At 62.0% G+C, this 20,722-nt stretch carries 15 protein-coding genes; 4 read left to right on the forward strand and 11 right to left on the reverse strand.

Translation table 11 applies throughout. The annotated features are described in order from the left end of the window. Positions 1-7: 7 nt before the first annotated feature. From WC597_RS12190 to WC597_RS12230, 9 genes are all read right to left on the reverse strand, one after another. On the reverse strand, positions 8-832 hold the full coding sequence (locus WC597_RS12190) for a protein-glutamate O-methyltransferase CheR (RefSeq protein ID WP_372693567.1): 825 nt from the start codon (positions 830-832) through the stop codon (positions 8-10). Positions 833-841: 9 nt separating this feature from the next. After that, the gene (locus WC597_RS12195) at positions 842-4,276 is read right to left on the reverse strand and encodes a response regulator (protein WP_372693568.1); all 3,435 of its coding nucleotides are present in this window, start codon (positions 4,274-4,276) and stop codon (positions 842-844) included. Between the two features lie 207 nt (positions 4,277-4,483). Then, positions 4,484-5,143: a hypothetical protein gene (locus WC597_RS12200; RefSeq protein WP_372693569.1), complete on the reverse strand. Its 660-nt coding sequence runs from the start codon at positions 5,141-5,143 to the stop codon at positions 4,484-4,486. A 213-nt stretch (positions 5,144-5,356) separates the two neighbouring features. Beyond that, positions 5,357-6,520 (reverse strand): tyrosine-type recombinase/integrase, encoded by a 1,164-nt coding sequence (locus WC597_RS12205; RefSeq protein ID WP_372693570.1) that lies wholly within the window; start codon positions 6,518-6,520, stop codon positions 5,357-5,359. A 610-nt stretch (positions 6,521-7,130) separates the two neighbouring features. Beyond that, positions 7,131-8,201, reverse strand: a complete 1,071-nt coding sequence (locus WC597_RS12210; protein WP_372693571.1) for a DUF2891 domain-containing protein — start codon at positions 8,199-8,201, stop codon at positions 7,131-7,133. Between the two features lie 2 nt (positions 8,202-8,203). Then, positions 8,204-9,169: a DUF979 domain-containing protein gene (locus WC597_RS12215; protein WP_372693572.1), complete on the reverse strand. Its 966-nt coding sequence runs from the start codon at positions 9,167-9,169 to the stop codon at positions 8,204-8,206. Then, complete coding sequence (locus WC597_RS12220; protein ID WP_372693573.1) at positions 9,166-9,900, reverse strand: DUF969 domain-containing protein; 735 nt, start codon at positions 9,898-9,900, stop codon at positions 9,166-9,168. Before WC597_RS12220 ends, WC597_RS12215 begins: the two co-directional genes overlap by 4 nt. A 53-nt stretch (positions 9,901-9,953) precedes the next feature. Beyond that, entirely contained in the window at positions 9,954-13,547 is a 3,594-nt protein-coding gene (locus WC597_RS12225) for a hydantoinase B/oxoprolinase family protein (protein ID WP_372693574.1), read from the reverse strand. Positions 13,548-13,650: 103 nt separating this feature from the next. Next, positions 13,651-13,812 carry a hypothetical protein gene (locus WC597_RS12230; protein WP_372693575.1) on the reverse strand — a complete coding sequence of 54 codons (162 nt, stop codon included), beginning with the start codon at positions 13,810-13,812 and terminating at the stop codon, positions 13,651-13,653. A gap of 159 nt (positions 13,813-13,971) precedes the next feature. Here WC597_RS12230 and WC597_RS12235 point away from each other — a divergent pair, with 159 nt between their 5' ends. Continuing rightward, a complete protein-coding gene (locus tag WC597_RS12235; protein ID WP_372693576.1) occupies positions 13,972-14,370 on the forward strand; it encodes a hypothetical protein in 399 nt (132 codons plus the stop codon). Here WC597_RS12235 and WC597_RS12240 read toward each other — a convergent pair. Then, entirely contained in the window at positions 14,254-15,645 is a 1,392-nt protein-coding gene (locus WC597_RS12240) for an N-6 DNA methylase (protein WP_372693672.1), read from the reverse strand. The genes WC597_RS12235 and WC597_RS12240 overlap by 117 nt on opposite strands. Before the next feature lie 513 nt (positions 15,646-16,158). Between WC597_RS12240 and WC597_RS12245 the strand changes: the two genes are divergently transcribed. Continuing rightward, positions 16,159-17,490: a tyrosine-type recombinase/integrase gene (locus tag WC597_RS12245; RefSeq protein ID WP_372693577.1), complete on the forward strand. Its 1,332-nt coding sequence runs from the start codon at positions 16,159-16,161 to the stop codon at positions 17,488-17,490. Between the two features lie 519 nt (positions 17,491-18,009). Next, positions 18,010-19,479: a hypothetical protein gene (locus tag WC597_RS12250; RefSeq protein WP_372693578.1), complete on the forward strand. Its 1,470-nt coding sequence runs from the start codon at positions 18,010-18,012 to the stop codon at positions 19,477-19,479. A 494-nt stretch (positions 19,480-19,973) separates the two neighbouring features. Here WC597_RS12250 and WC597_RS12255 read toward each other — a convergent pair whose 3' ends face one another. Next, on the reverse strand, positions 19,974-20,156 hold the full coding sequence (locus WC597_RS12255; RefSeq protein WP_372693579.1) for a hypothetical protein: 183 nt from the start codon (positions 20,154-20,156) through the stop codon (positions 19,974-19,976). A gap of 15 nt (positions 20,157-20,171) precedes the next feature. On the opposite strand from WC597_RS12255, the gene WC597_RS12260 reads away from it, so the two are divergent. After that, on the forward strand, positions 20,172-20,438 hold the full coding sequence (locus WC597_RS12260; RefSeq protein WP_372693580.1) for a hypothetical protein: 267 nt from the start codon (positions 20,172-20,174) through the stop codon (positions 20,436-20,438). The last annotated feature ends 284 nt before the right edge of the window (positions 20,439-20,722 follow it).

Below are 20,722 nucleotides of genomic sequence, written 5' to 3' on the forward strand. Positions count from 1 at the left end.
CTCCCGCTCACGCTGCGAGCTTCCGATAGATTTTTTCGTCGCGGACGAACTCGGAGTAGGCGGACGCGTGCTTGGAGAAGCGAAGGCTTTCCTTGGAGCCCAGTCCGAGGAATCCGTTCCTCGGGAGCGAGCCGCAGAACAGGCCGATGGCGCGATCCTGGAGGGCGCGATCGAAATAGATCATCACATTGCGGCAGGAGATCAGCTGCATCTCGGCAAAGACCGCGTCCGTCACCAGACTGTGGTCCGAGAAGACCACGCGGCTCCTGAGGCTCTTGTCGAAGACGGCGCGACCGTAGTCAGCGGTATAATAATCGGAGAGTGACGACCGCCCGCCGGCCTTCTGATGGTTCTCAGTGAATTTGCGCAAGCGATCCATCGGATAGACGCCCGCCTCGGCCGCTTCCAGCGCGTCGGGGTTGATGTCGGTCGCGTAGAACAGAGTCCGGTCGTAGAGGCCTTCCTCCTTAAACAGGATGGCGAGGGAATAGACCTCTTCGCCGTGGCTGCAGCCCGCGATCCAGACCTTCAGCGACGGATAGGTGCGGAGGTGCGGCAGCACCTTCTCCCGCAGCGCTTTGAAATAGGTCGGATCCCGGAACATCTCGCTGACCTGCACCGTGAGATATCCGAGTAGCCGTGGGAGCATAGACGGGTCATGCAGGACTGCATCCTGTAACGCTGAGAGGGTGGCGAAGCCCATCTGGTCGCGCGCCTGCACCACGCGGCGCTTGATCGACGCTCGGGCGTAGTGCCGGAAATCATAGTGATAGCGTTGGTACAGCGCCTCCAGCAGCAGCTGGAGCTCAAGGTCTTCAAGGCGTTCGGGCACGGATCATCCTCAACGCGGCATCCAGACCCGAACCAGCGAGAGCAGCTTGTCCACGTCGATCGGCTTGGCCATGTAGTCGTTAGCGCCCGCCGCGAGGCAGCGTTCCTGATCGTCGGGCATGGCCTTGGCCGTCAGCATCAGGATCGGCAGATCCGACCAACGGGGATCGGCGCGCAGCGTCTGCGTCGCCGTCAAACCATCCATCACCGGCATCATCACGTCCATCAGCACCAGATCGATGGCGCGATCCGGGTGATCCGCCGAGGCCTGCAGCAGGTCGATCGCCTCTTGGCCGTTGCGGGCGATCTCGACCACGGCGCCACGCGGTTCCAGGACGTTCGTCAGCGAGTAGACGTTGCGGACGTCATCCTCGACGATGAGAATCCGACGGCCCTCGAGCAGGGCGTCGCGATTGCGCGCCTGGCGGATCATCTTCTGCTGCTCGGCGGGCAGTTCGGACACCACTTGGTGCAGGAAGAGCGAGACCTCGTCGAGCAGTCGCTCGGGAGACTTGGCGCCCTTGATGATGATCGAGTTCGAATAGCGCCGAAGCTGCTGTTCGTGGTCCGGCGTGAGGTCCTGGCCGGTGTAGACGATCACCGGAGGGAAGGCGTGCTCCTGATCCTGGCTGAGCGTCTCCAGCAAGGAGAAGCCGGACGCGTCGGGCAGCGTCAGGTCCAGCACCATGCAGTCGAAGGTTTGCTCGCGAAGGGCATTGAGACACTCCCCCGCCGTGCCGACGCCCACCGTCTCAACGTGGCCGGAGGAGAGGAGGGCCTGGACTGCTTCGCGCTGTACGTCGTCGTCCTCCACCACGAGAACCCTGCGCACCGTTCGTGCCAGGGTATTCTCCAGTCCGCCGAGCACCTCGGCGAGATCCTTATGCTTGACCGGCTTCATCGTATAGCCCAGCGCGCCCAGCGCCATGGCCGTGCGGCTGTGATCCTCGGCGGAGATGATGTGCACCGGGATATGACGCGTCTGGTCATCGCGCTTGAGGCTGTCGAGCACCGTCAGACCCGACTGGTCGGGGAGACCGATGTCGAGAACAATCGCACTTGGCCGGTGCTGACGAGCGAGCTTCAGGGCTTCCTCTGCGGTGGTCGCGACCAGACACTGGAAGCCGAGCTCGCGCGAGAGGTCGCGGACGATGGTCGCGAACCGGTCATCGTCCTCGATCACCAGAAGCAATCGTCGCGCCTCGGCGATTTGCTCGCGATCATCCGTGATGGCGCGAAGGAGAGGGAGAGAGGCAGCAGCGCCCTTTCTCGTCGGCGTCGCCGGTCGCGGGCCGTTGATCGGCTTTGGCGCCCCGGGAATGCGGGGCGCGACCTGGCTGGCGTCATAGATCCGAGGCATGACGAGGGTGAAGGTGCTGCCCTCGCCGGGCCGGCTGTCCAGCATTATCGAGCCGCCCAGCAGGCGCGACAGTTCCCGTGAAATCGACAGGCCGAGACCTGTGCCGCCGTATTTGCGGCTTATGGTGCCGTCCGCCTGCTGGAACGCTTCGAAGATTCCGACCTGTTGGTCGGACGAAATGCCGATGCCCGTGTCTGTCACGGCGAAGGCGATGTCGTCGCCCGCCGGGGCGACGGACAGCCGCACCGAACCTTGTTCCGTGAACTTGAACGCATTCGACAGCAGGTTCTTGAGGATCTGCTCCAGCCGCTGCCGATCGGTCTCGACGATCTCGGGAAGGTCGTCGTCGAGGGTGATCGTGAAGTCGAGGCCGCGCTCGTCGGCGATCGGCTGGAAGAGATGGCGCAGATCGCTTGTCACGCGTTGCAGGGATACGCCCTCGGCTCGCATCTGCACATGGCCGGCCTCGATCTTGGACAGGTCGAGGATGTCGTTGATCAGGGTCAGCAGGTCGTCACCCGAGGACTGGATCGTGCGGGCGTAACGCACCTGTTCCTCGGTCAGATTTTCATCGGAGTTGTCGCCGAGCAGCTTGGACAGGATCAGAAGCGAGTTCAGCGGCGTGCGCAGCTCGTGAGACATGTTGGCCAGGAAGTCAGACTTGTACTGGCTGGCCCGCTCCAGATCCTGCGCCTTCTGGGTTAGGTCGGCGCCGGCGCGCTCCAGGTCGTCACGATGCGCCTCCAGGGTCTGGGCCTGCTCCTCCAGTTGGCTGTTGGTCTGCTCCAACTCGACCTGCTGCTGCTCAAGACGGACCTGTGACTCCTTCAGCGCGCGACCCTGTTCCTCCAGCTCCTCATTGGAGACGCGAAGTTCCTCGCTCTGGACCTGCAACTCCTCCGACTGCCGCTGGGTTTCTTCCAGCGCATCCTGAAGTTCGGCCCGGTATCGTGCCGAGCGGAGGGCCACGCCGATCGAAGAAGAGGCGGCGTCCAACAGTTCGAGGACGAGCTCGCCGGGCGCCTGAAGGAAGCCCAGTTCGATGACGGCGTTGACCGCCTCGTCCACCCGCGCCGGCGTGATGACGAGATGGCGGGGGATGTCGCGGCCCAGGGCAGACCCGAGCGTCATATAGCCCTCGGGTACATCATTGAGCAGGAGGGCGCGCCCCTCGTCGGCCACTTGGCCGAGCAAGCCCTCCTTGAGCCCGAAGGCGACGGGAATCGGGGCGTCGGCCGGGACGCCGCGGGTGGCGGTGCGGCGGAAGCGCCCGGCCTCGCCCTTGAATAGAGCACCGGCGTGGGCCCCCGTATAGCGCGCCAGGAAAGCCAATACCCTTTCCGACAGCTCCTCGACCGTGTGGTCGCCGCTCAACGCCTCTGCCAAACCGACCTGACCGGACTGGAGCCATTCCTGCCGGGCGCGCGCCCGGGCGCTGTGCCGGATCAGAAGAAAGACGGCGATCGTGAGGGCGGCGCCCAGGGCCGCCGACAGCAGGCCGCTGACGACGGCGGTCCGATAGGCGGTCTCCATTTGGGTCAGCCAGTCTTGGCGCTGGCGCAGACCCTCCGTCCGGATCGCCGCGACCTGTTCGCGGATGGCCTCCATTTCCAGCTTGCCCCGATCGGTGGTGACGATGGCGAGCGCGGCCTCCCGGTCGCCGGCACGGCGAAGGACAATGGTCTGGCGAAGTTCCGCTGTTTTCGCGTCGATGTGGCGGCGGAGCAGCCCAATGTTGGCGGTCTGCCGAGGGTTGTCGTGCGTGAGTGCAACCAAACCTTCAATGCGCGAGTCGAGAGCGGCCACGGCGCGGTCGTAGGGCTGGAGATAGCGAGGGTCGCCAGTCAGCAGAAATCCTCTCTGGCCGGTTTCGGCATCCTGCACAGTCGACAGCAGCTCATCAGCGCCGACCAAGACCGAGTGCGTGTGAATCACTCGCGCGTTGTTCGACCGCAGTTGCTCAATGTTGCTGTAGGCGATCAGGCCGCTGATGACGAAGAACGCCAAGACGGTCGCCAATCCCACTGCGGCCCAGACTTCAATTCTCGAGCGCAGGGGCGAGGCGGCGGAGTTCGGAAGGGACATTCGCAGCTCGACAGTGAAGGACGCGCTCTGACTAGTTGCTCAAAGCCGAATAGGAAAGGGCGAGCCGGTCGGCGCCCGCGGCAGCGGGTCGGTATCAGGCATGAGAGCGGCGAGCCCAATGTCCGAATGTAGGCGCTCTGCCAATGACCGCTTCTGGCGCAATTCAGAAGTTGATCCGGACGGTTTGGGGGCGAAAGCGTCCCGTATCTACGGACGGAGGGCCAACAGAGCTGAAATACGCTCAATGCGATCAAGCCAAGTTGCGCCTGTCGGCCTACGCCACTCGATCAGAAGCCGTATGCTCGCATAGTCATCCGTGAGTTGCCGCCCGAAGATCGGTTCGTGGTGTGCGGTCCGGTTGCGGAAATGCCGAATGTCTTGGAGCAACCGAAACGCCTGCGCTCGTGCCGCCGGAGTTGGGACCGCGGGGGACAGGCCGGGGAAGACGGCGTGCATATGCGGCGTCCAAAGGCGCTGGTCCTGGCCGACTGTGAAGACCTTTTCCCAGAAAGCGAAGTTAAGCTCCGAGACGACCTTGCCGGTGGTCGGCTGCTTCGCTGCGACGGCCCGAAGATTGACTTGGGGACTGTAGTGATGAGGTTTCTTCGGTGCGGGTAGGCTTCGGATGAAGCCGTTGGACCACGGCCAGTTGGGGCCGTGAACGCGCTCGATAGCCTCGACTACGCCGTTGCGGACCGCGACCTCACATATGTGTAGCGGGACGATGAAGGCCGCCGAGACCTCGGCATTCCAGACGTAAAGCCGCAAGGCGCTAGCCGTGTCGTTACCGCAGGCCCGAAGATAGGTCGCAAATCGCGGTCCGGAGATGATCGCCGGCAAATCGTGGAGTTCATCGTCAGTGAACATCCGGGAACCCTGACGTCTCCGGACAGGGCAGGAGGTACGCTGGTTGACAGGTTTTCAAGCCGTCACCATTATATTGAGCATCGGCTTTGAGACACGCGGGCGCGAGCCCCCCCTCATTGTCAACGGAAGAAGGAAAGCCCGTCAGAAATGACGGGCTTTCTGCTGTCTGGCGGATAACTCGATCGCAGCCTTGATGCAGTCGGTGGTGACGGGTCATCCGAGCGCCGCCGCCAGTCGCCCAGCAATCCTCGTCGCGGCCTCTTTGACCGGATTGTCGGCGAGGTGAGCGTAGCGAGCGGTGGTCTGGACCTGAGTGTGTCCAAGCAGCTTTCCGATCATCGGGAGACCCTCGCCGCCCAGCACGCCGTCCGATGCGAAGGTGTGGCGCAGATCATGGATGCGAACGTCGTCCAGACCCGCCGACGCCCGGATGCGACGCCACGGATGCTGAAGATCGGTCAAGTGGGTTCCCGGTAGCTTTCCGACGATGACGTAGGGATTGCCGTCCACCTCCGGCAGCTTGCGCAGGAGTTCGACGACAGCAGCGCCGAGGTAAACGGTTTTCGCCCCGGTCTTGCTGTCGGGAAGGCGGATGCGCGACGCGCCCATGTCGACGTAGCTCCACTTAAGCCGCTGGATCTCTCCCAGGCGGCAGCCAGTGAGAAGCAGCAGACGGAAGGCTGCGACGGCGAAGCGGCTTTCCGCGCCTGAGCGCTCGGCCTCGTTGAGGGCCGCGCCCAGGCGCTCGGTCTCTTCGGGCGACAGGAAGCGCTCACGCTTCCGCTCCGGGAAGGGACGAACGTCGTCACAGGGGTTGGTGCGCCGATCCCGCATGCCCCACACCTCCGAGAGGTTCATCATCTTGGACAGCACGCCCAAGACCCGATTGGATTGGTATGGGGTGTGGGCGTACTTGCCGTGAAGCTCCGCCGCGTCGGCCGACGTCACCGTCCTGACCCTCTGCTTGCCGAAGAACGGATTGATGAAGAGTTCGACGGCTCGCCGGTACTCATATTGGGTCGAGGGTTTGCAGCGCACCTCGACGTGCTCCTTGAGAAAGCGGGCGCCCAGTTCGGGAATGGTCGCCGCCTGGCGCTCCATATCCCGGAGTGTCGCGGGATCGTCACCGCCGCCCCGCACGGCGCCCAGCATCCGGTTCGCCTCGCGGCGGGCGATCTCGGCCGTGACTGGTCCGTGCGGACCGATCATCACGCGTCGGGTCCGACCATGCCGACGGTACTGGATCAGATAGAAGCGCTTGCCGCTCGGCATGACCCGCACGCCGAAGCCGGGCAGATCCTCGTCGAAGACAATGTAATCCTTCTCGCGAGGCTCAAGCCGGTCTACCGCTCGCTTCGTCAGCTTCTCATTGGCCATGCCAGCATCCTTTCTCAGACACCGAACTTTTTGACTCTCCGATTCCGTGGCAGCGAGGTGGAAGCGAGAGGCCGGAAAGCTGGGCGAAATACATCGCGGAAAAGATGATTCAGAAGCTCGCGGAGATCAACAGCAACCTAAGTGGCGTATGGCTCTGTCGTACATTCGGATGCTTCGGAGTACTAAGAGAAAACTTCAAAAATCGTCCTCATAACCTGAAGGTCGTAGGTTCAAATCCTACTCCCGCACCCAACGACACCTCACACCTCGTGAGAAGCCCAGAAGCCCCGCCCGAAACGGCGGGGCTTTCTGCTGTCGGGACCCCGCCCAAACCTAGCAAAACAGCCAGGCTGCCCTGCACCGGGAGGTCGAACTTGCCTAGGCCTTCCAACGGATAGAAATCGACGTGGTCGACCAACGGGCCTTGAAAAGATCGATCTATATGGGCCTCGACGCCCATAAGCTAAGCGCGTCCGAGCTGGCGTTTGATTGACAAGATCGTCTTCTCCATTAGAGCGCGGGCCGAAGGCGTCGCTTTTAGTGGACCTCGCTGGTCATGCGCAGGCTCTCGACGGGTCAACCATGGCTGCGGCGTGAGCAGCTTGGCCAACTATCTGACACGGGGCGAGCGAAGGTGATCTTGCGCCGAAGAGCGCGTCGATGCTGAGACGTCTGGGTCATGCAATGCGAGCAGGGCAAAGCTGGCCAGCCAGTGCTCGCCCATGTAGTCGCCGGTGACGTGGGGCAGGGCGGCGTCGAGGTGGCGCTGGGCGGCGGCCGTGGCGACGGCTTTCAGCGGTTCGGATGCGGGGAGGGCCGCCGCGATGGCGCGCCAGCACCAGCCTCGACTCAGGTTCAATCCGTCCAGATGCGCGATCTTGCCGTCGGTGCGGTCGCTGACGCGCGCGGGTGAAAGAAGCGTCGCCGGTTCGCCTTCGGCCAGGCGCGGCAGGAAGGCGTCGAACCAGGTGCGGTAGTCAGCGGCGGGCAGGACACGCCGCATCAGCTCAGCCTCCATCAGGGCCGGGGAAAGGAACTCGTCCTGCGACGGCTCCCAGGCCTGATAGTCGCGGTCGTTCGCGTGCCAGCGCAGGGCGGCGTCGCGGCAGGCGGCGGCCAGATCGGCGTCATGGGCGTCGGCATAGTCCAGCGTCAAGCGCAGGGCGAAGGCGGTGTTGTAGTGGGTTCCGACCCGCACCGGATAATCCGCCAGCGGCAGGAAGGCCTTGAAACGCTCGGCGAAGACCTGGGCCAGGGGACGCAGGGTCTCGAACCAGCGGCGGCCTTCATCCGTGTCATGGCGACCCAGTTCGGCGCTCAGCATCAGCAGCCAGGCCCAGCCATAGGGACGTTCGAACCCACGGGCTTCCGGCAGGTCCAGATAGGCGACTTCGCCCGCGACATTGTCCGGCGTGAACAGGGCGTCGGCCGTTGTGCGGATCTGGTCGGCCTCGGCCATGTCGGGATACAGGCGATAAAGGGTGAACAGGGTCCACCAGCCGTGCACGCACGAATGCCAGTCGAAACTGCCGAAGAAGATCGGATGCATGTCGCGCGGGGTGCGGGCGTCCTGCGGGCCGGTCAGCACATGCATGATGTGGTTGGGATATTCGCGTGTCACGTGGCCCAGGGCGGTGGCGGCGAAGCGGGAGGCGAGGGCGGCGTCGAGGCTTTGCGTCATGATCAGAACCGGAAAGCTAGGAAATACATCAGCAGCATATTGGCCACGAGCATGATCGCCGCCGTGGGCAGCTGGGCGCGGATGACCCCGTTCAGGGGCGCGTTGCGGTCGGGCAGTTCCAGCAGGTTGGCGGGCACGACGTTGAAGTTGGCCGCCATCGGCGTCATCAGGGTTCCGCAGAAGCCGGCCAGCATGCCGATGGCGCAGACGATGGAGGGATCGCCGCCGAACTGATGCACCACGATGGGCAGGCCTATGGCGGCGGTCATCACCGGGAAGGCGGCGAAGGCGTTGCCCATGATGATGGTGAACAGGGCCATGCCCGCGCAATAGGCGAAGACGGCGAGAAAGGCCGAGGTCATGGGAATGACCTGGGCCACCAGATCGCCCACCACCTGACCCACGTCGGCTGCGAGGAAGACCGCGCCGAGGGAGGCCAGCATCTGGGGTAGAAGCGCTGCCCAGCCGATGGAGTCCATCAATCGACGCCCCTCCTGAACCGGGGCCATGACCGGCGGTCGGAACCAGACCATGGCGACGACCAGCGCCACGACGCAGCCCAAGCCCAGCGAGATCAGCGTGGTCTGCACCGGCGAGATCAGCCAGGCGCCGGCCGGTGTGTATTTGGCCAGGAGCGTCCCGCCGACGGCCACCAAAGGCACCATCAGCGCGGGGACGAACAGGGCGTTGCGCCAGCGAGCCGCGCCAGCCTGACGCTGCTCGCCGGTCGTGGTGACGGGCTTGCCGACACCCAGCTTGCCCATCGCGCCGATCACGACCAGGGCGATGACCAGCAGGCCGTTGCCCAGGCCGCCCAGCCATGAGCCGAACAGCAGGGAGACGGCGATCAGGCCCCAGAACAGGGCGCTGCGGAACCGGGTCGGATTCAACGGATCGCGCAGGCTGAGGATCGAGAAGGCCGCGAACATCAGGCCTGTCGCCACATAGGCGTGTTCCAGCGTGATCATCGTCCGGCCTCCGCGTCCTCGACGACGTCGGGCACGGCCATGTCCCTGCGCACCTGACGATCGAACATCAGCAGGCGTGCGCCGTGCACCAGCAAGGCGACGACGGCGGTGGGGATGGCCCACAGCGAGACGTGCAGAGCCTCGACCCGCACCCCGGCCTGTTCCAGGAAGCCGACGATCAGGACGATGGAGCCGATGGCGATGAAGATGTCCTCGCCGAAGAACAGGCCGATATTGTCGGTTCCGGCCGCCATGCTGCGAATGCGGAACCGGGCCTTGTTCGTCAGGGGGCCATGTTCGGTCTCGGCCGCGCCCTCGGCCATCGGCGCGATCAGGGGGCGGACCATCTGCGGATGACCGCCCAGCGAGGTCAGCCCCAGAGCCGAGGTCGCCTGGCGCACGATCAGATAGATCAGCATCAGCCGACCGGCCGTCGCCGCCTTGACCTGGGTCACCAGATCCCGCGCCCGTTCCTGCAATCCGGCGTGTTCCAGAAGGCCGATGACCGGCAGGACCAGCCAGGTGATGTGGAAATAGCGGTTGTCGTTGAAGGCCTCGCCGAACCGGCTGATGGTGTCGATGCCCGCCGTCAGCAGGGCGCGCGCATCGACGCCCGGTCCGACCGCCGCCAGCACCCCGGTCGTGATCGCCGCGACCAGTATGACCACCAGCGGATTGATCCGGGCGACGAAGCCCACGACCACGACCGCGATCCCGATAAGCACCAGCATGGTTCATCCCCCTCGATACGGAGGATTGCGCGGTTCGACCGACTGCGGAAGCCTCATTCGCCGAAGCCGCCGCCGCCCGGCGTCTCGATGACGAAGACATCGCCGGGCGCCATGGACACCTCGGCCGTCGAAGCCAGGGGGTCGATCGTTCCGTCCGCGCGTTCGATACGATTGATCCCCGTCGCGCCGGGTTTGCCGCCGTCGGCGCCGAACGGCGGGACACGGCGGTGGTTGGACAGGATGGCGGCGGTCATCGGCTCCAGGAACCGAACCCGTCGCACCGCGCCGTCGCCGCCTGTCCAGCGGCCCGCGCCGCCGGAGCCCCGGCGGATCGAGAATTCTTCCAGCAGGACCGGGAAGCGGGTTTCCAGCACCTCGGGATCGGTCAGGCGGCTGTTGGTCATATGGGTCTGGACCGCGCTGGTCCCGTCGAAATCAGGCCCGGCGCCGGAGCCTCCGGCGATGGTCTCGTAATACTGACGCGCATCGTCGCCGAAGGTGAAGTTGTTCATCGTCCCCTGACTGGCGGCCAGAACGCCCAGGGCGCCGTACAGGGTGTCCACGGCCGCCTGGCTGGTCTCGACATTGCCGGCGACCACTGCGGCCGGATAGCGGGGGTTCAGCATCGATCCCTCCGGCACGATCAGTTCGATCGGCTTCAGGCACCCCTCGTTCAGCGGAATGGCGTCGTCGACCAGGGTGCGGAAGACATAAAGTGTCGCCGCCCGCGTGATCGACAGCGGCGCATTGAAGTTGGTCGGTCGCTGTTTGCTGGTTCCGGTGAAGTCGACGACGGCGCTGCGCGCCTCAGTGTCCACGTCGATACGGACGCGGATGACGGCGCCGTCGTCCATCTCATAGGCGAAGGCGCCGGGTTTGAGGGCGGCGATGGCGCGCCGCACGGCCTCTTCGGCATTGTCCTGGATATGGCCCATATAGGCCGCAACGACCGGCCGGCCGAACTCGGCGGTCATGCGGATCAGTTCGTCGGCGCCGCGCGTGCAGGACGCGATCTGGGCCTTCAGGTCGGCCAGGTTCTGATCGATGTTGCGCGACGGATGACGGCCTGAGGCGAACAGGGCGCGGGTCTCGGCCTCTCGCAGCCGCCCGGCGTCCACCAGCAGGAAGTCGTCGATCAGCACCCCCTCATCATCCACCGTCCGGGACGAGGCGGGCATGGACCCCGGCGTCGTGCCGCCCACGTCGGCATGGTGTCCACGCGCGGCGACGAAGAAGGCTGGGCCTGCGTCATCGTCCAGGAACACCGGCATGATGACGGTGATGTCGGGCAGGTGAGTCCCTCCATTGTAGGGGGCGTTCAGCATATAGACGTCGCCCCTGCTCATCCGCCCGCCTCCGCGTGATGCGATCACGGTGCGGATGCTTTCGCCCATCGATCCCAGGTGGACCGGGATATGCGGGGCGTTGGCGATCAGGGCGCCGGTCGCGTCGAATATGGCGCAGGAGAAGTCCAGCCGCTCCTTGATGTTCACCGAATAGGCGGTGGCGCGCAGGGCCTCGCCCATCTGTTCGGCGCAGGCCATGAAGCGGCTGTTGAACACTTCCAGCATGATCGGATCGACATCCGTGCCGATGGCGACGCGAGCCGGCAGGGCGACGACCCTCTCCAGCAGCAGGTTGGCCTGGGCGTCGACGGTCGCGCGCCATCCGGGCTCGACCACGGTGGTGCCTGTGTCCTCCAGCAATATGGCCGGGCCGTCGATCGCCAGGCCCGGCGTCAGGGCGTCACGGCGATGGACGGGGGTCTGGCGGTCCTGACCTGCCATGCGGACGGTCGGGACCGCGACGGTCTCCAGCGATCCGCTCGCGGTGGTTAGGGTCGGCATCGATGGCGCCTGGTCCGAATGGCCGACGGCTTCGACCTCCAGGGTCTCGACGACCAGGACCTTGTCTTCGGCGAAGAAGCCGAAGCGGCGGCGGTGCAGGGCTTCGAAGGCTTCTGCCATCGCATCGGCGGGACCGAAAGGCACGACCAGGGGCGTGTCGGAACCGGCGAATTTGATCTCGGCGCGGGCGACTGTGGAAATGGCGTCGGCCGCGAAACCCTGGGCTTTCAAATCGGCGCGCGCGGCCGTCGAAAGCTCGGCGATCCTGTCGGCCAGGGCCGTGTCGCGTGCGGCGGAGAGCGGCGTCGCCTCGGTCGCCTGGCGGATGGCCCGCACCTCGGCCAGACCCATGCCATAGGCCGACAGGACGCCCGCGAACGGATGCAGCAGCACCCTGGTCATGCCGAGCGCATCGGCGACCAGACAGGCGTGCTGTCCGCCCGCGCCGCCGAAACAGTTCAGCACATAGCGGGTCACATCATAGCCGCGCTGGATCGAGATCGAACGAATCGCCTCGGCCATGTTCTGCACGGCGATGGTGACGAAGCCCTCCGCCAGCGCGCCCGGCGTCGTCGCGCGTCCAGTCGCGGCCTCCACCTCGGCCGCGAGGGCGGCGAATCGGTCGCGCACGGCCTCGGCGTCCAGCGACTGGTCGGCGTTCGGCCCGAAGACCGCCGGGAAAAAGTGGGGGCTCAGCTTGCCCAGCATGACATTGCAGTCGGTCACCGTCAGCGGTCCGCCGCGCCGGTAGGCGGCCGGACCCGGAACCGCGCCGGCGGATTCGGGCCCGACTCTCAGGCGACCGCCCTCGAACCGGCAGATCGAGCCGCCTCCTGCGGCCACGGTGTGAATGCTCAGCATCGGCGCCCGCAGCCGCACGCCGGCGACCACGGCGTCCGAGGTCCGCTCATAGTCGCCGGCGAAATGGGACACGTCGGTCGAGGTGCCGCCCATGTCGAAACCGATGGCGCGGTCGAACCCGGCCGCCTTGGCCGTCTCGGCCATCGCCACCACGCCGCCCGCCGGTCCCGACAGGATGGCGTCCTTGCCCCGGAAGGCGTCGGCCGCCGTCAGCCCGCCCGACGACTGCATGAACTGAAGCGGCGTCGCCTCGCCCAGATCGGCCCCGACCCGCTCCACATAGGCGCGCAGGATGGGCGACAGATAGGCGTCGGCTACGGTGGTGTCGCCACGCCCGATCAGCTTGATCAGCGCACCAACCTCGTGACTGACCGAAACCTGTTCGAACCCGACCTCGCGTGTGATCTCCGCCAGGCGTGTCTCATGGTCGGTGAAGCGCCAGCCGTGGACCAGAACGATGGCGATGGCGCGCAGCCCAGATGCATGGGCGGCCGCCAGATCGACGCGGGCCCTGTCCTCGTCCAGCGGCCGATCGACGGCGCCGTACGCCATCACGCGCTCATCGATCTCTACCACGCGATCATAAAGCTGATCGTTCAGCACGATGTTGCGCACGAACAGTTCAGGCCGCGCCTGCCAGCCGATGCGAAGCGCGTCGCCAAACCCCGCCGTGATCGCCAGCAGCGTCGGTTCGCCCTTGCGTTCCAGCAAGGCGTTGGTCGCAACTGTCGTGCCCATCCGCACGTCCTCGACCAGACCCGGCGCCAGCGGTCCAGGCGCAGCGTCCAGGATGCGGTGAATGCCCTCCACCGCCGCGTCGGCATACTGTTCGGGATTGACCGACAGCAGCTTTCGGGTCTGCAACACGCCATCCGGCGCACGAGCGATCACGTCGGTGAAGGTGCCGCCCCGATCGATCCAGAATCTCCAAGCCGCCATTTCCGCCTCCGTGCGCGTCTTCTCCCTAGTGTGATTTGATCGTCAGGATTAAGGACGTTTTGCTCGGAAGATTGGCGCCGAACTTGGTCGGGGGACGATGGACTTAGATGCCGCCGCTCCTCATGACCACCATACCTATGAGCCCAATGCAGACGAGAGCGGCCACGCCGATCGCCAGCGCGATCAAGCGAAATGCGCCCTTGGTCGGCTTGTCCGGCCCATCTTCGTAACCGATGGGCGTTTTACGCGGTTCTTTTTCGGTCATGGAGCCCATAACGCGCTAGTGGTCGGAAAGTCTGCGGGCCTCACTAATAATGGGGTCGTAGTTTTCGGCACGGTATCTGCGCGGTTGGTCAAAGCGATATTTTGCATCGTGGCGGGTGACTTAAGCGAGACCGGTTTCGCCCGGCGCAGGGGCGCAGCCATGTCGTTCGAAACCCTCGTCGCCCAACTTGGCCTTCCCTTCCTTTTTATTGGTGCGGGGACCGAGGGGGAGGCCGTGGCTGTCGCGGGTGGTGCGCTGGCGCATCGTGGAATGTTGCCGCTGTGGGAAGTCGGCCTGGCCGTGCTGGGCGGCTCGCTTGTGCAGGGCCAGATTCTGTTTCTGGTCGGGCGCTATCTGCGGGGCATGGCCTGGGTGCAGCGCGCGAGCAGCGGCCCGGCATACGCCCGCGTGATCCGCGGACTTCTCGACAACGGAGGCGCGTTAGCCATTTGTAACCGCCGTGTCGGAATCCACGCCACTCACGATGGCGCTGATCTCGACCAAAGCCGCGCGGGCTTCCGTGAGCGCTTCGTCCATCTGACTCACAAGATCGGCTAGGTCGGGCGCTTCTTCTTCGGTGGTCTCATCGTTCCATCGAACGTCCAGATCATAGTTCCGCGCTCGGATTTCGTCCTTGGTCAGACACTTGAAGCGGGGACCAGTCTTGCGGGGCGAGCGCCCAAATGGATCGTCACCGAAGGCTGCTTCAAACTCCTCGAAATCGCTATCTCGAAGGGTCTTCCGTTTTGTGAAGGTCGGCATGCCCGTTCGGAGATCGTAGAACCAGACCTCATCCACGGGGCCATGATCGGGGTCTCGACGATTGAAGAAAAGCACGTTTGTTCGAACGTCAGGCGCATAGAAAATGCCTTTGGGTAGGCGCAGGACGGTATGCAGATCGAACAATTCCAAAAGATCGCGCCTTACGCGCAGACCTGCCCCAGGCTCGAATAGTACGTTATCCGGCACGACAACTGCCGCGCGTCCTCTGGGAGCCATTGCAAGTCCGATGTACTGGAGAAACGATAGCTGTTTGTTCGCCGTGGGGTGAGGCAGGTCGGTTCTTCGTTGCCGCGCACCACCTGAACTAACGCCAAAAGGCGGATTTGCGAGAATCAGATCAGATAAGAGCAGGGGCTCGGAATCGATAGTGAGTGCGTCGCCATGAATAAGGCGACCATTCATCCCGTGGAGATACAGGTTCATCAGACAGAGCCGGAATGTATCCCGCTCGATTTCCACGCCCTGATATAGACATCCCTGCGTCATTTCCGGTGTGCCCGCGCGATGCGCCGCTATCAGGAATCCACCAGTTCCGACGGCCGGATCAGAGATCGTTTCACCAGCTCGGGGCTTCGTCACACGCACCATCGCATCGACCAAGGGCCGGGGGGTAAAGTATTGCCCCGAACCCGATCTAGCTTCTGTCGCATTTCGCTCAAGCAAGCTCTCATATATCAGGCCGAGACCGTCTCGATCGTAGTCATGCCAATCAATTGATTGGATTCCAGCGACAACTTTTTCGAGATTTTCGTCGTGTGAGAAAACAGTAGTTGGGAATGAGAAAATACTTCGAATGTTTTCATTCTGAACGTCTTCACCAAGTCGTGTTAAAAGCTTGCGATAAAAGCCCAACATGCCGGAGCCCCGCGCAGCGAGCAAGTCATCCCATCGGGAACCTTCCGGAATTGCTTGCTCTGCATCCAACTGCTTCGCGTTCTTAAGGAACAGAAGATAGGTCAGTTCGGACAAATACTTATTAAAGACTATGCTGTCGTCCCGCAGGACATGGCACAGGCTCCATAACCTACCTGCGAGATCGTCGCTATCCATCGTGTTCACAGGCGCGCATCCTCTCGTATCGTCCGCTGCTGTTACAGCCGCAGGCGCGGGCGCAGCCATAGCCGCCCGGTTGGCTTGTTCACAAGACGCATTCCGTGACCCATGGCCACCACGCGCCCACTGGGGCTTTCTTGCTCCGAGCCTCATCCACTATGATAGTAGAGCAACCACAAATCGGTAAATCACTGCACGACCCAACGAGCGGCGGTACTGCCGCTCCGCGCCAACATGGGCTTTGAGTCGCTTCAGTGAAACAGGAGTCAGATTTCCTGAAACCCGACACATGAAAAAGAAGATGGCGCACCCGACAGGATTCGAACCTGTGACCCCTGCCTTCGGAGGGCAGCGGTAGAAGCTTTATCCATCATGCCCCCTGTTACCGGAGATTGAGAAAAGCCTTTTTATATCAATATTTCGGAACGTACGACCCTTGCCTCGCATTGATGGGAGTGGCATCCTTTTACCTGTGCCGTCCTACCCCCGTCCTACCCGCAAGGAAATGAGATGAACAAGCCCAAGCTCACCAAGCCGCGTCTGGACGCCCTAGCGACGCGCCAGACCGACTATGTCGAATGGTGTGGGGATCTCCCCGGATTTGGCGTCCGCGTCCGTCCTAGCGGCTCTAAATCGTTCATCGTGCAATACGACTTCGGCGGACGTAACGGCGTTACCCGTAAGGTCACGGTCGGAAAGGCTGATAAAATCACGTTGGCGGAAGCCCGCAAACAAGCTCAAGCGATCTTAGCGAAAGCGGAGCTTGGCGGCGATGAAGCTGGGGAGCGAGCAAAACGTCGGGGTGAAATGACTGTTGCCCAACTCTGCGACGAATATCTGGCTGAGGGCTGTGAAGATAAAAAGGCCTCCACACTCGCGACCGACAAGGGCCGTATTGAACGCCACATAAAACCACTTCTGGGCACTCGGCGGATTGGCGAAATCGAACGCGGCGATATCGAGAGGTTCATGCGCGCTGTCGCCAACGGTAAAACGGCTATCGACGTAAAGACTGGAAAGCAGGGCAGGGCGATAGTCACGGGCGGAAAAGGTACGGCGACGCGAACCGTCCGGCTACTTGGCGGCATTTTCAGCTACGCGGTTTCCCACGGCTATCTGACGACAAACCCGAGGCACGGCGTAAAAGTCTATGCGGATGGTAAGGGCGAACGGTTTCTCTCGCCCGATGAACTGCAACGGCTAGGGGATGCGCTACGGGAAGCCGAAACTGTGGGCTTGCCTTGGCAACTAAACGAGGGCGTGCTCACCAAGCATCGGCCGCGCAACACCTCCCATCAACGCGAAGTGCTGGACCCCTACGCGCTCGCGGCAATTCGGCTGCTACTACTGACGGGCTGTAGGGCGGGCGAGATACTGAATCTGGAATGGGCGCACGTTGATCTTGATACCGGCTTCCTCAACCTGCCTGCGTCCAAAACCGGGGCTAAAAAGATCTGGCTTGGCGCGCCAGCCTTGCAAATCCTCGCCGAACTACCCCGCGTTCAAGGCAACCCCTTCGTCATCATCGGCGAAAAAGCCGACAAGCCGCGTAGCGATCTGAAACGGCCGTGGAAGCGGCTCACTGCCCACGCGGGTATGTCTGATTTGCGGCTCCACGACTTACGCCACTCCTACGCTTCCACTGGCGCGGCGTCTGGCATGGGTCTTGGCATGGTCGGCAAACTTCTAGGCCACGCTTCGCCAACGACTACCGCGAGATATTCCCACTTCGCGGACGATCCGACGCGCCGGGCCTCCGAACGTATTGCTAATACCATTTCGGCGGCTTTGGGCGGCTCTGACTCGTCAGCACAAGTTCATCGCATAAGAGAAGCGCTCTGAGACATGCAAGCTTGTGAAGTCCAGCGCGGAATTCCATATCCCGTCGACCTTAAAAAAGAAAAAGTCCTTTATGCTCGGTCGATCTTAGTCGAATGCGGCATGAAAAAAGGTCTCGCGGCTAGAACGACAATTGATGGTCTAGGTTGGAAAGGATTTCAAAGCCGCAACGCGGCATATGACTACATTCGGAGAGCTATTTAATACTGAAAATGTCCAGCGACGGTTAGCGAGCTCGCACGGTAAAACCCCGCCATGCCCTCGCATTAATGGAGATGGACATGGAAGACCGGACTTACCTTCGCCGTGCAGAGGCGGCGCTTTACCTGCAACAGCGCTATGGCGCTTACACCAGAGAGACGCTCGCCAAGCTCGCCTGTGTTGGCGGCGGACCCCCGTTCCGAAAGATGGGCGCATACCCCCTATATCGTGCTTCCGAACTGGACGCTTGGGCCGAAGCCCGTATGTCGGGGTCGGTGGCGTCAACGGCTGAACTGACCAAGCAGAGCGCGGCTTGAGGCCGTGACGTACGAAAAACCCGCGCCGTACATCGGCGAGGGGGTGGTTACTCAGGAAGCCCAGGAAGCTTCCCGTGACATCGCTCCCTCAGAAGTTCAAGTCCGTGATTTTCCACCGGGCCTCGTTGGTGACGTGGCGTCGTTTATCCTGTCAGTGAGCCCGCGCCCCGTGCCCCAAATCGCCCTAGCTGCCTCTGTGGGCTTGCTCTCGGGTATCATGGGCCGCGCCTACAACATTAGCGGCTCTGGCCTGAACCAATACGTTCTGATGCTCGCACGTACTGGCGTTGGAAAAGACGCAATCAGCGTCGGCACGTCCAAGCTCATGAAGGCTGTTCGCCAGACCGTTCCGGCCGCTGCTGACTTCATCGGCCCCGGCGAGCTGGTCTCAAGCGCGGGCTTGATTAAGTGGATGGCAGAGAAACCGTGCATCGTCTCAATCCTTGGCGAGTTCGGCGTCAAAATGAAAGAAATGGCGAGCCCCAACGCCAACGCGCACCTGTCGGGCATTGAGCGCGTTCTGCTGCAAATGTATTCCAAGTCAGGGCGCGACAATACGTTTGAGGCAATCGCTTACAGCGACAAAGCCAACAACACCAAGCAGCTCCATTCCCCAAGCCTGACAATACTCGCAGAGAGCGTTCCAGAACGTTTCTACGAAATGCTCGACGAACGTATGGTCATGTCAGGCTTGCTCCCCCGCTTCATGATTTACGAATACATGGGAGACCGCGAATATATTCGTGAGGGCTCGGAACTCGTTCAACCGTCATCATCGCTTGTGCAACGAATGTGTGATTTGACGGCCCAATGCCTAGCACTTGGCCAGAACGGCAACGTTCACAACGTGCCGATGACCGATGATGCCCTCAATATTTTTCGGCATTTCGATCGTTGGACAACCGACGAGATGAACAAGGATAAATCCGAAGTCACGTCTGGGCTTTGGAACCGAGCCCACCTCAAGGCGATGAAACTGGCAGCTGTGATAGCGGTTGGTCGCAACTATCTAAATCCTCTTATCTCTGTTGACGAAGCTCACTATGCGACCCACGAGATCGTGGTTCAGACGAGACGAACTCTCAACAAATTTGAGCTAGGTGACGTGGGTGTAGAAGGTGGTAACGAACTAAAACAACTCAACTGTGTGATCAAATGTATAGGCGAATACATGAGTTGGCCGTACGCGCGTATCTCTAATTATGGACCGAGCGAGAAAATGCACGGAAGTGGTGTGTTTTCCGAAAGCTATCTTTCTCGCAGATTGTTGAAGGTTGCGGCATTTAGTGGAGATAAGGCCGGCCCAACAAGAGCGTTGAAGCGGGCAATCGACAATCTGTTGAATGGTGATGAAATACGTGAGCTATCTAAATCTCAACTAGCTGAGCAGTTCGATACGAAAGCAAGGTCTTTCTGCGTTTCCAATCCAGAACGCTTTATCCAATCCCTAAAGAAAATCGGACTGGTCATATGAAAGACAATCCGTTGAAAATGTTCACTGTTCAGAAAATAGGAAATAAGAAACCATGTGGAAAGAAGGTCTCAGAAAAAGTGTCGAATAATATAGGCCTGATAGCAACAATACTATTCTTCCTATTTCTTATATTTTCGTTTTATTCAATGATTGGAAGGGTTTGGTCGGTTCGACCATTTTCCTATTATCGACCTGCGCTTCTTCCGCGAGCGTCATCGGCCGAGGCTCTATTGGTCCGCTTTTTAGTCCAGGTCGATTGCGTGGGCCGGTGCGACCAGAGCGCTGAACTTGTCGCCCGAAAAGTCAGAACGAGCTTTAGATGAAAAAGCCATCGCCACGACCGCCAACGACCAAGCACCAGTACGTTCGCGCGATAGTCCGTATGATGTTTGAGAAAGATTCAGATGGAAATCTGCAATACGATCTATACCTTCTAGTTGGGCAGGTATTGGGTTTCATTCACCCGAACGTAGATTTAACAGAGACACAGAAGGTCAGTGTATGTCGTTTTCGCCTGATCGATGATAGCGAATAGACAGCATATTTTTTAACCATTGCGGTCGCCGGGCATCCATATCTACTTCGTATTGTGCGGATAAATCGCTCGGATCAACGCAGTCCTGTTCATCGAATTTGTCCGGCGTTTCAAGAATGGCCGATTCAATGTCTGTAGCCACGGCGGTTGCCTACCAATGCGTGATGTAAAAGCTATCTATGTCGTTGAGGGGGAAGTGCTTCCCGCGCCCCCCACCCCTGCCAGGCCGCGCCTGAACACGGTTCGCGAATGCCGTCGCGAGCTGGCTAAAGTCTATGCTGACGCAAAAGTCGGGCGGATCGAAACGCAAACCGCAACCCGGCTCTGCTACTTGCTGACCTCGCTCGCGGCGATGATACGCGACGGCGAACTTGAAGATAGGGTGCGTGCGCTCGAAACCCAAATCCAGCAGGGGCGAAAGTAGTGCGCGCCCTAGAGCGGCGTTTGTTACGCCTTGAAGACCGGCGGGAAGTGACTGCGAAGCCGTCGATGTTGTTCGCGATGTATGGCCGAACGGAAAGGGAGATCATCGCCTTGGCGTGTGGGGTAAATTCTATTCAGCGGGATGAAGGCGAGGGGCTAGACGCCCTGTTGTCGCGGGCGGTGCGCGAGCTTCACAGTCGCCTCCTGTGGGCAATCTACGTCCCGAGGCTAGAGCCACTCGTCACGCCCGCGCCCCTCCCAGCGCATCGGGCCTCGCGAGGCCCC

Origin of the sequence: Brevundimonas sp. (assembly GCF_041648115.1) — a bacterium.
GTDB lineage: Bacteria > Pseudomonadota > Alphaproteobacteria > Caulobacterales > Caulobacteraceae > Brevundimonas.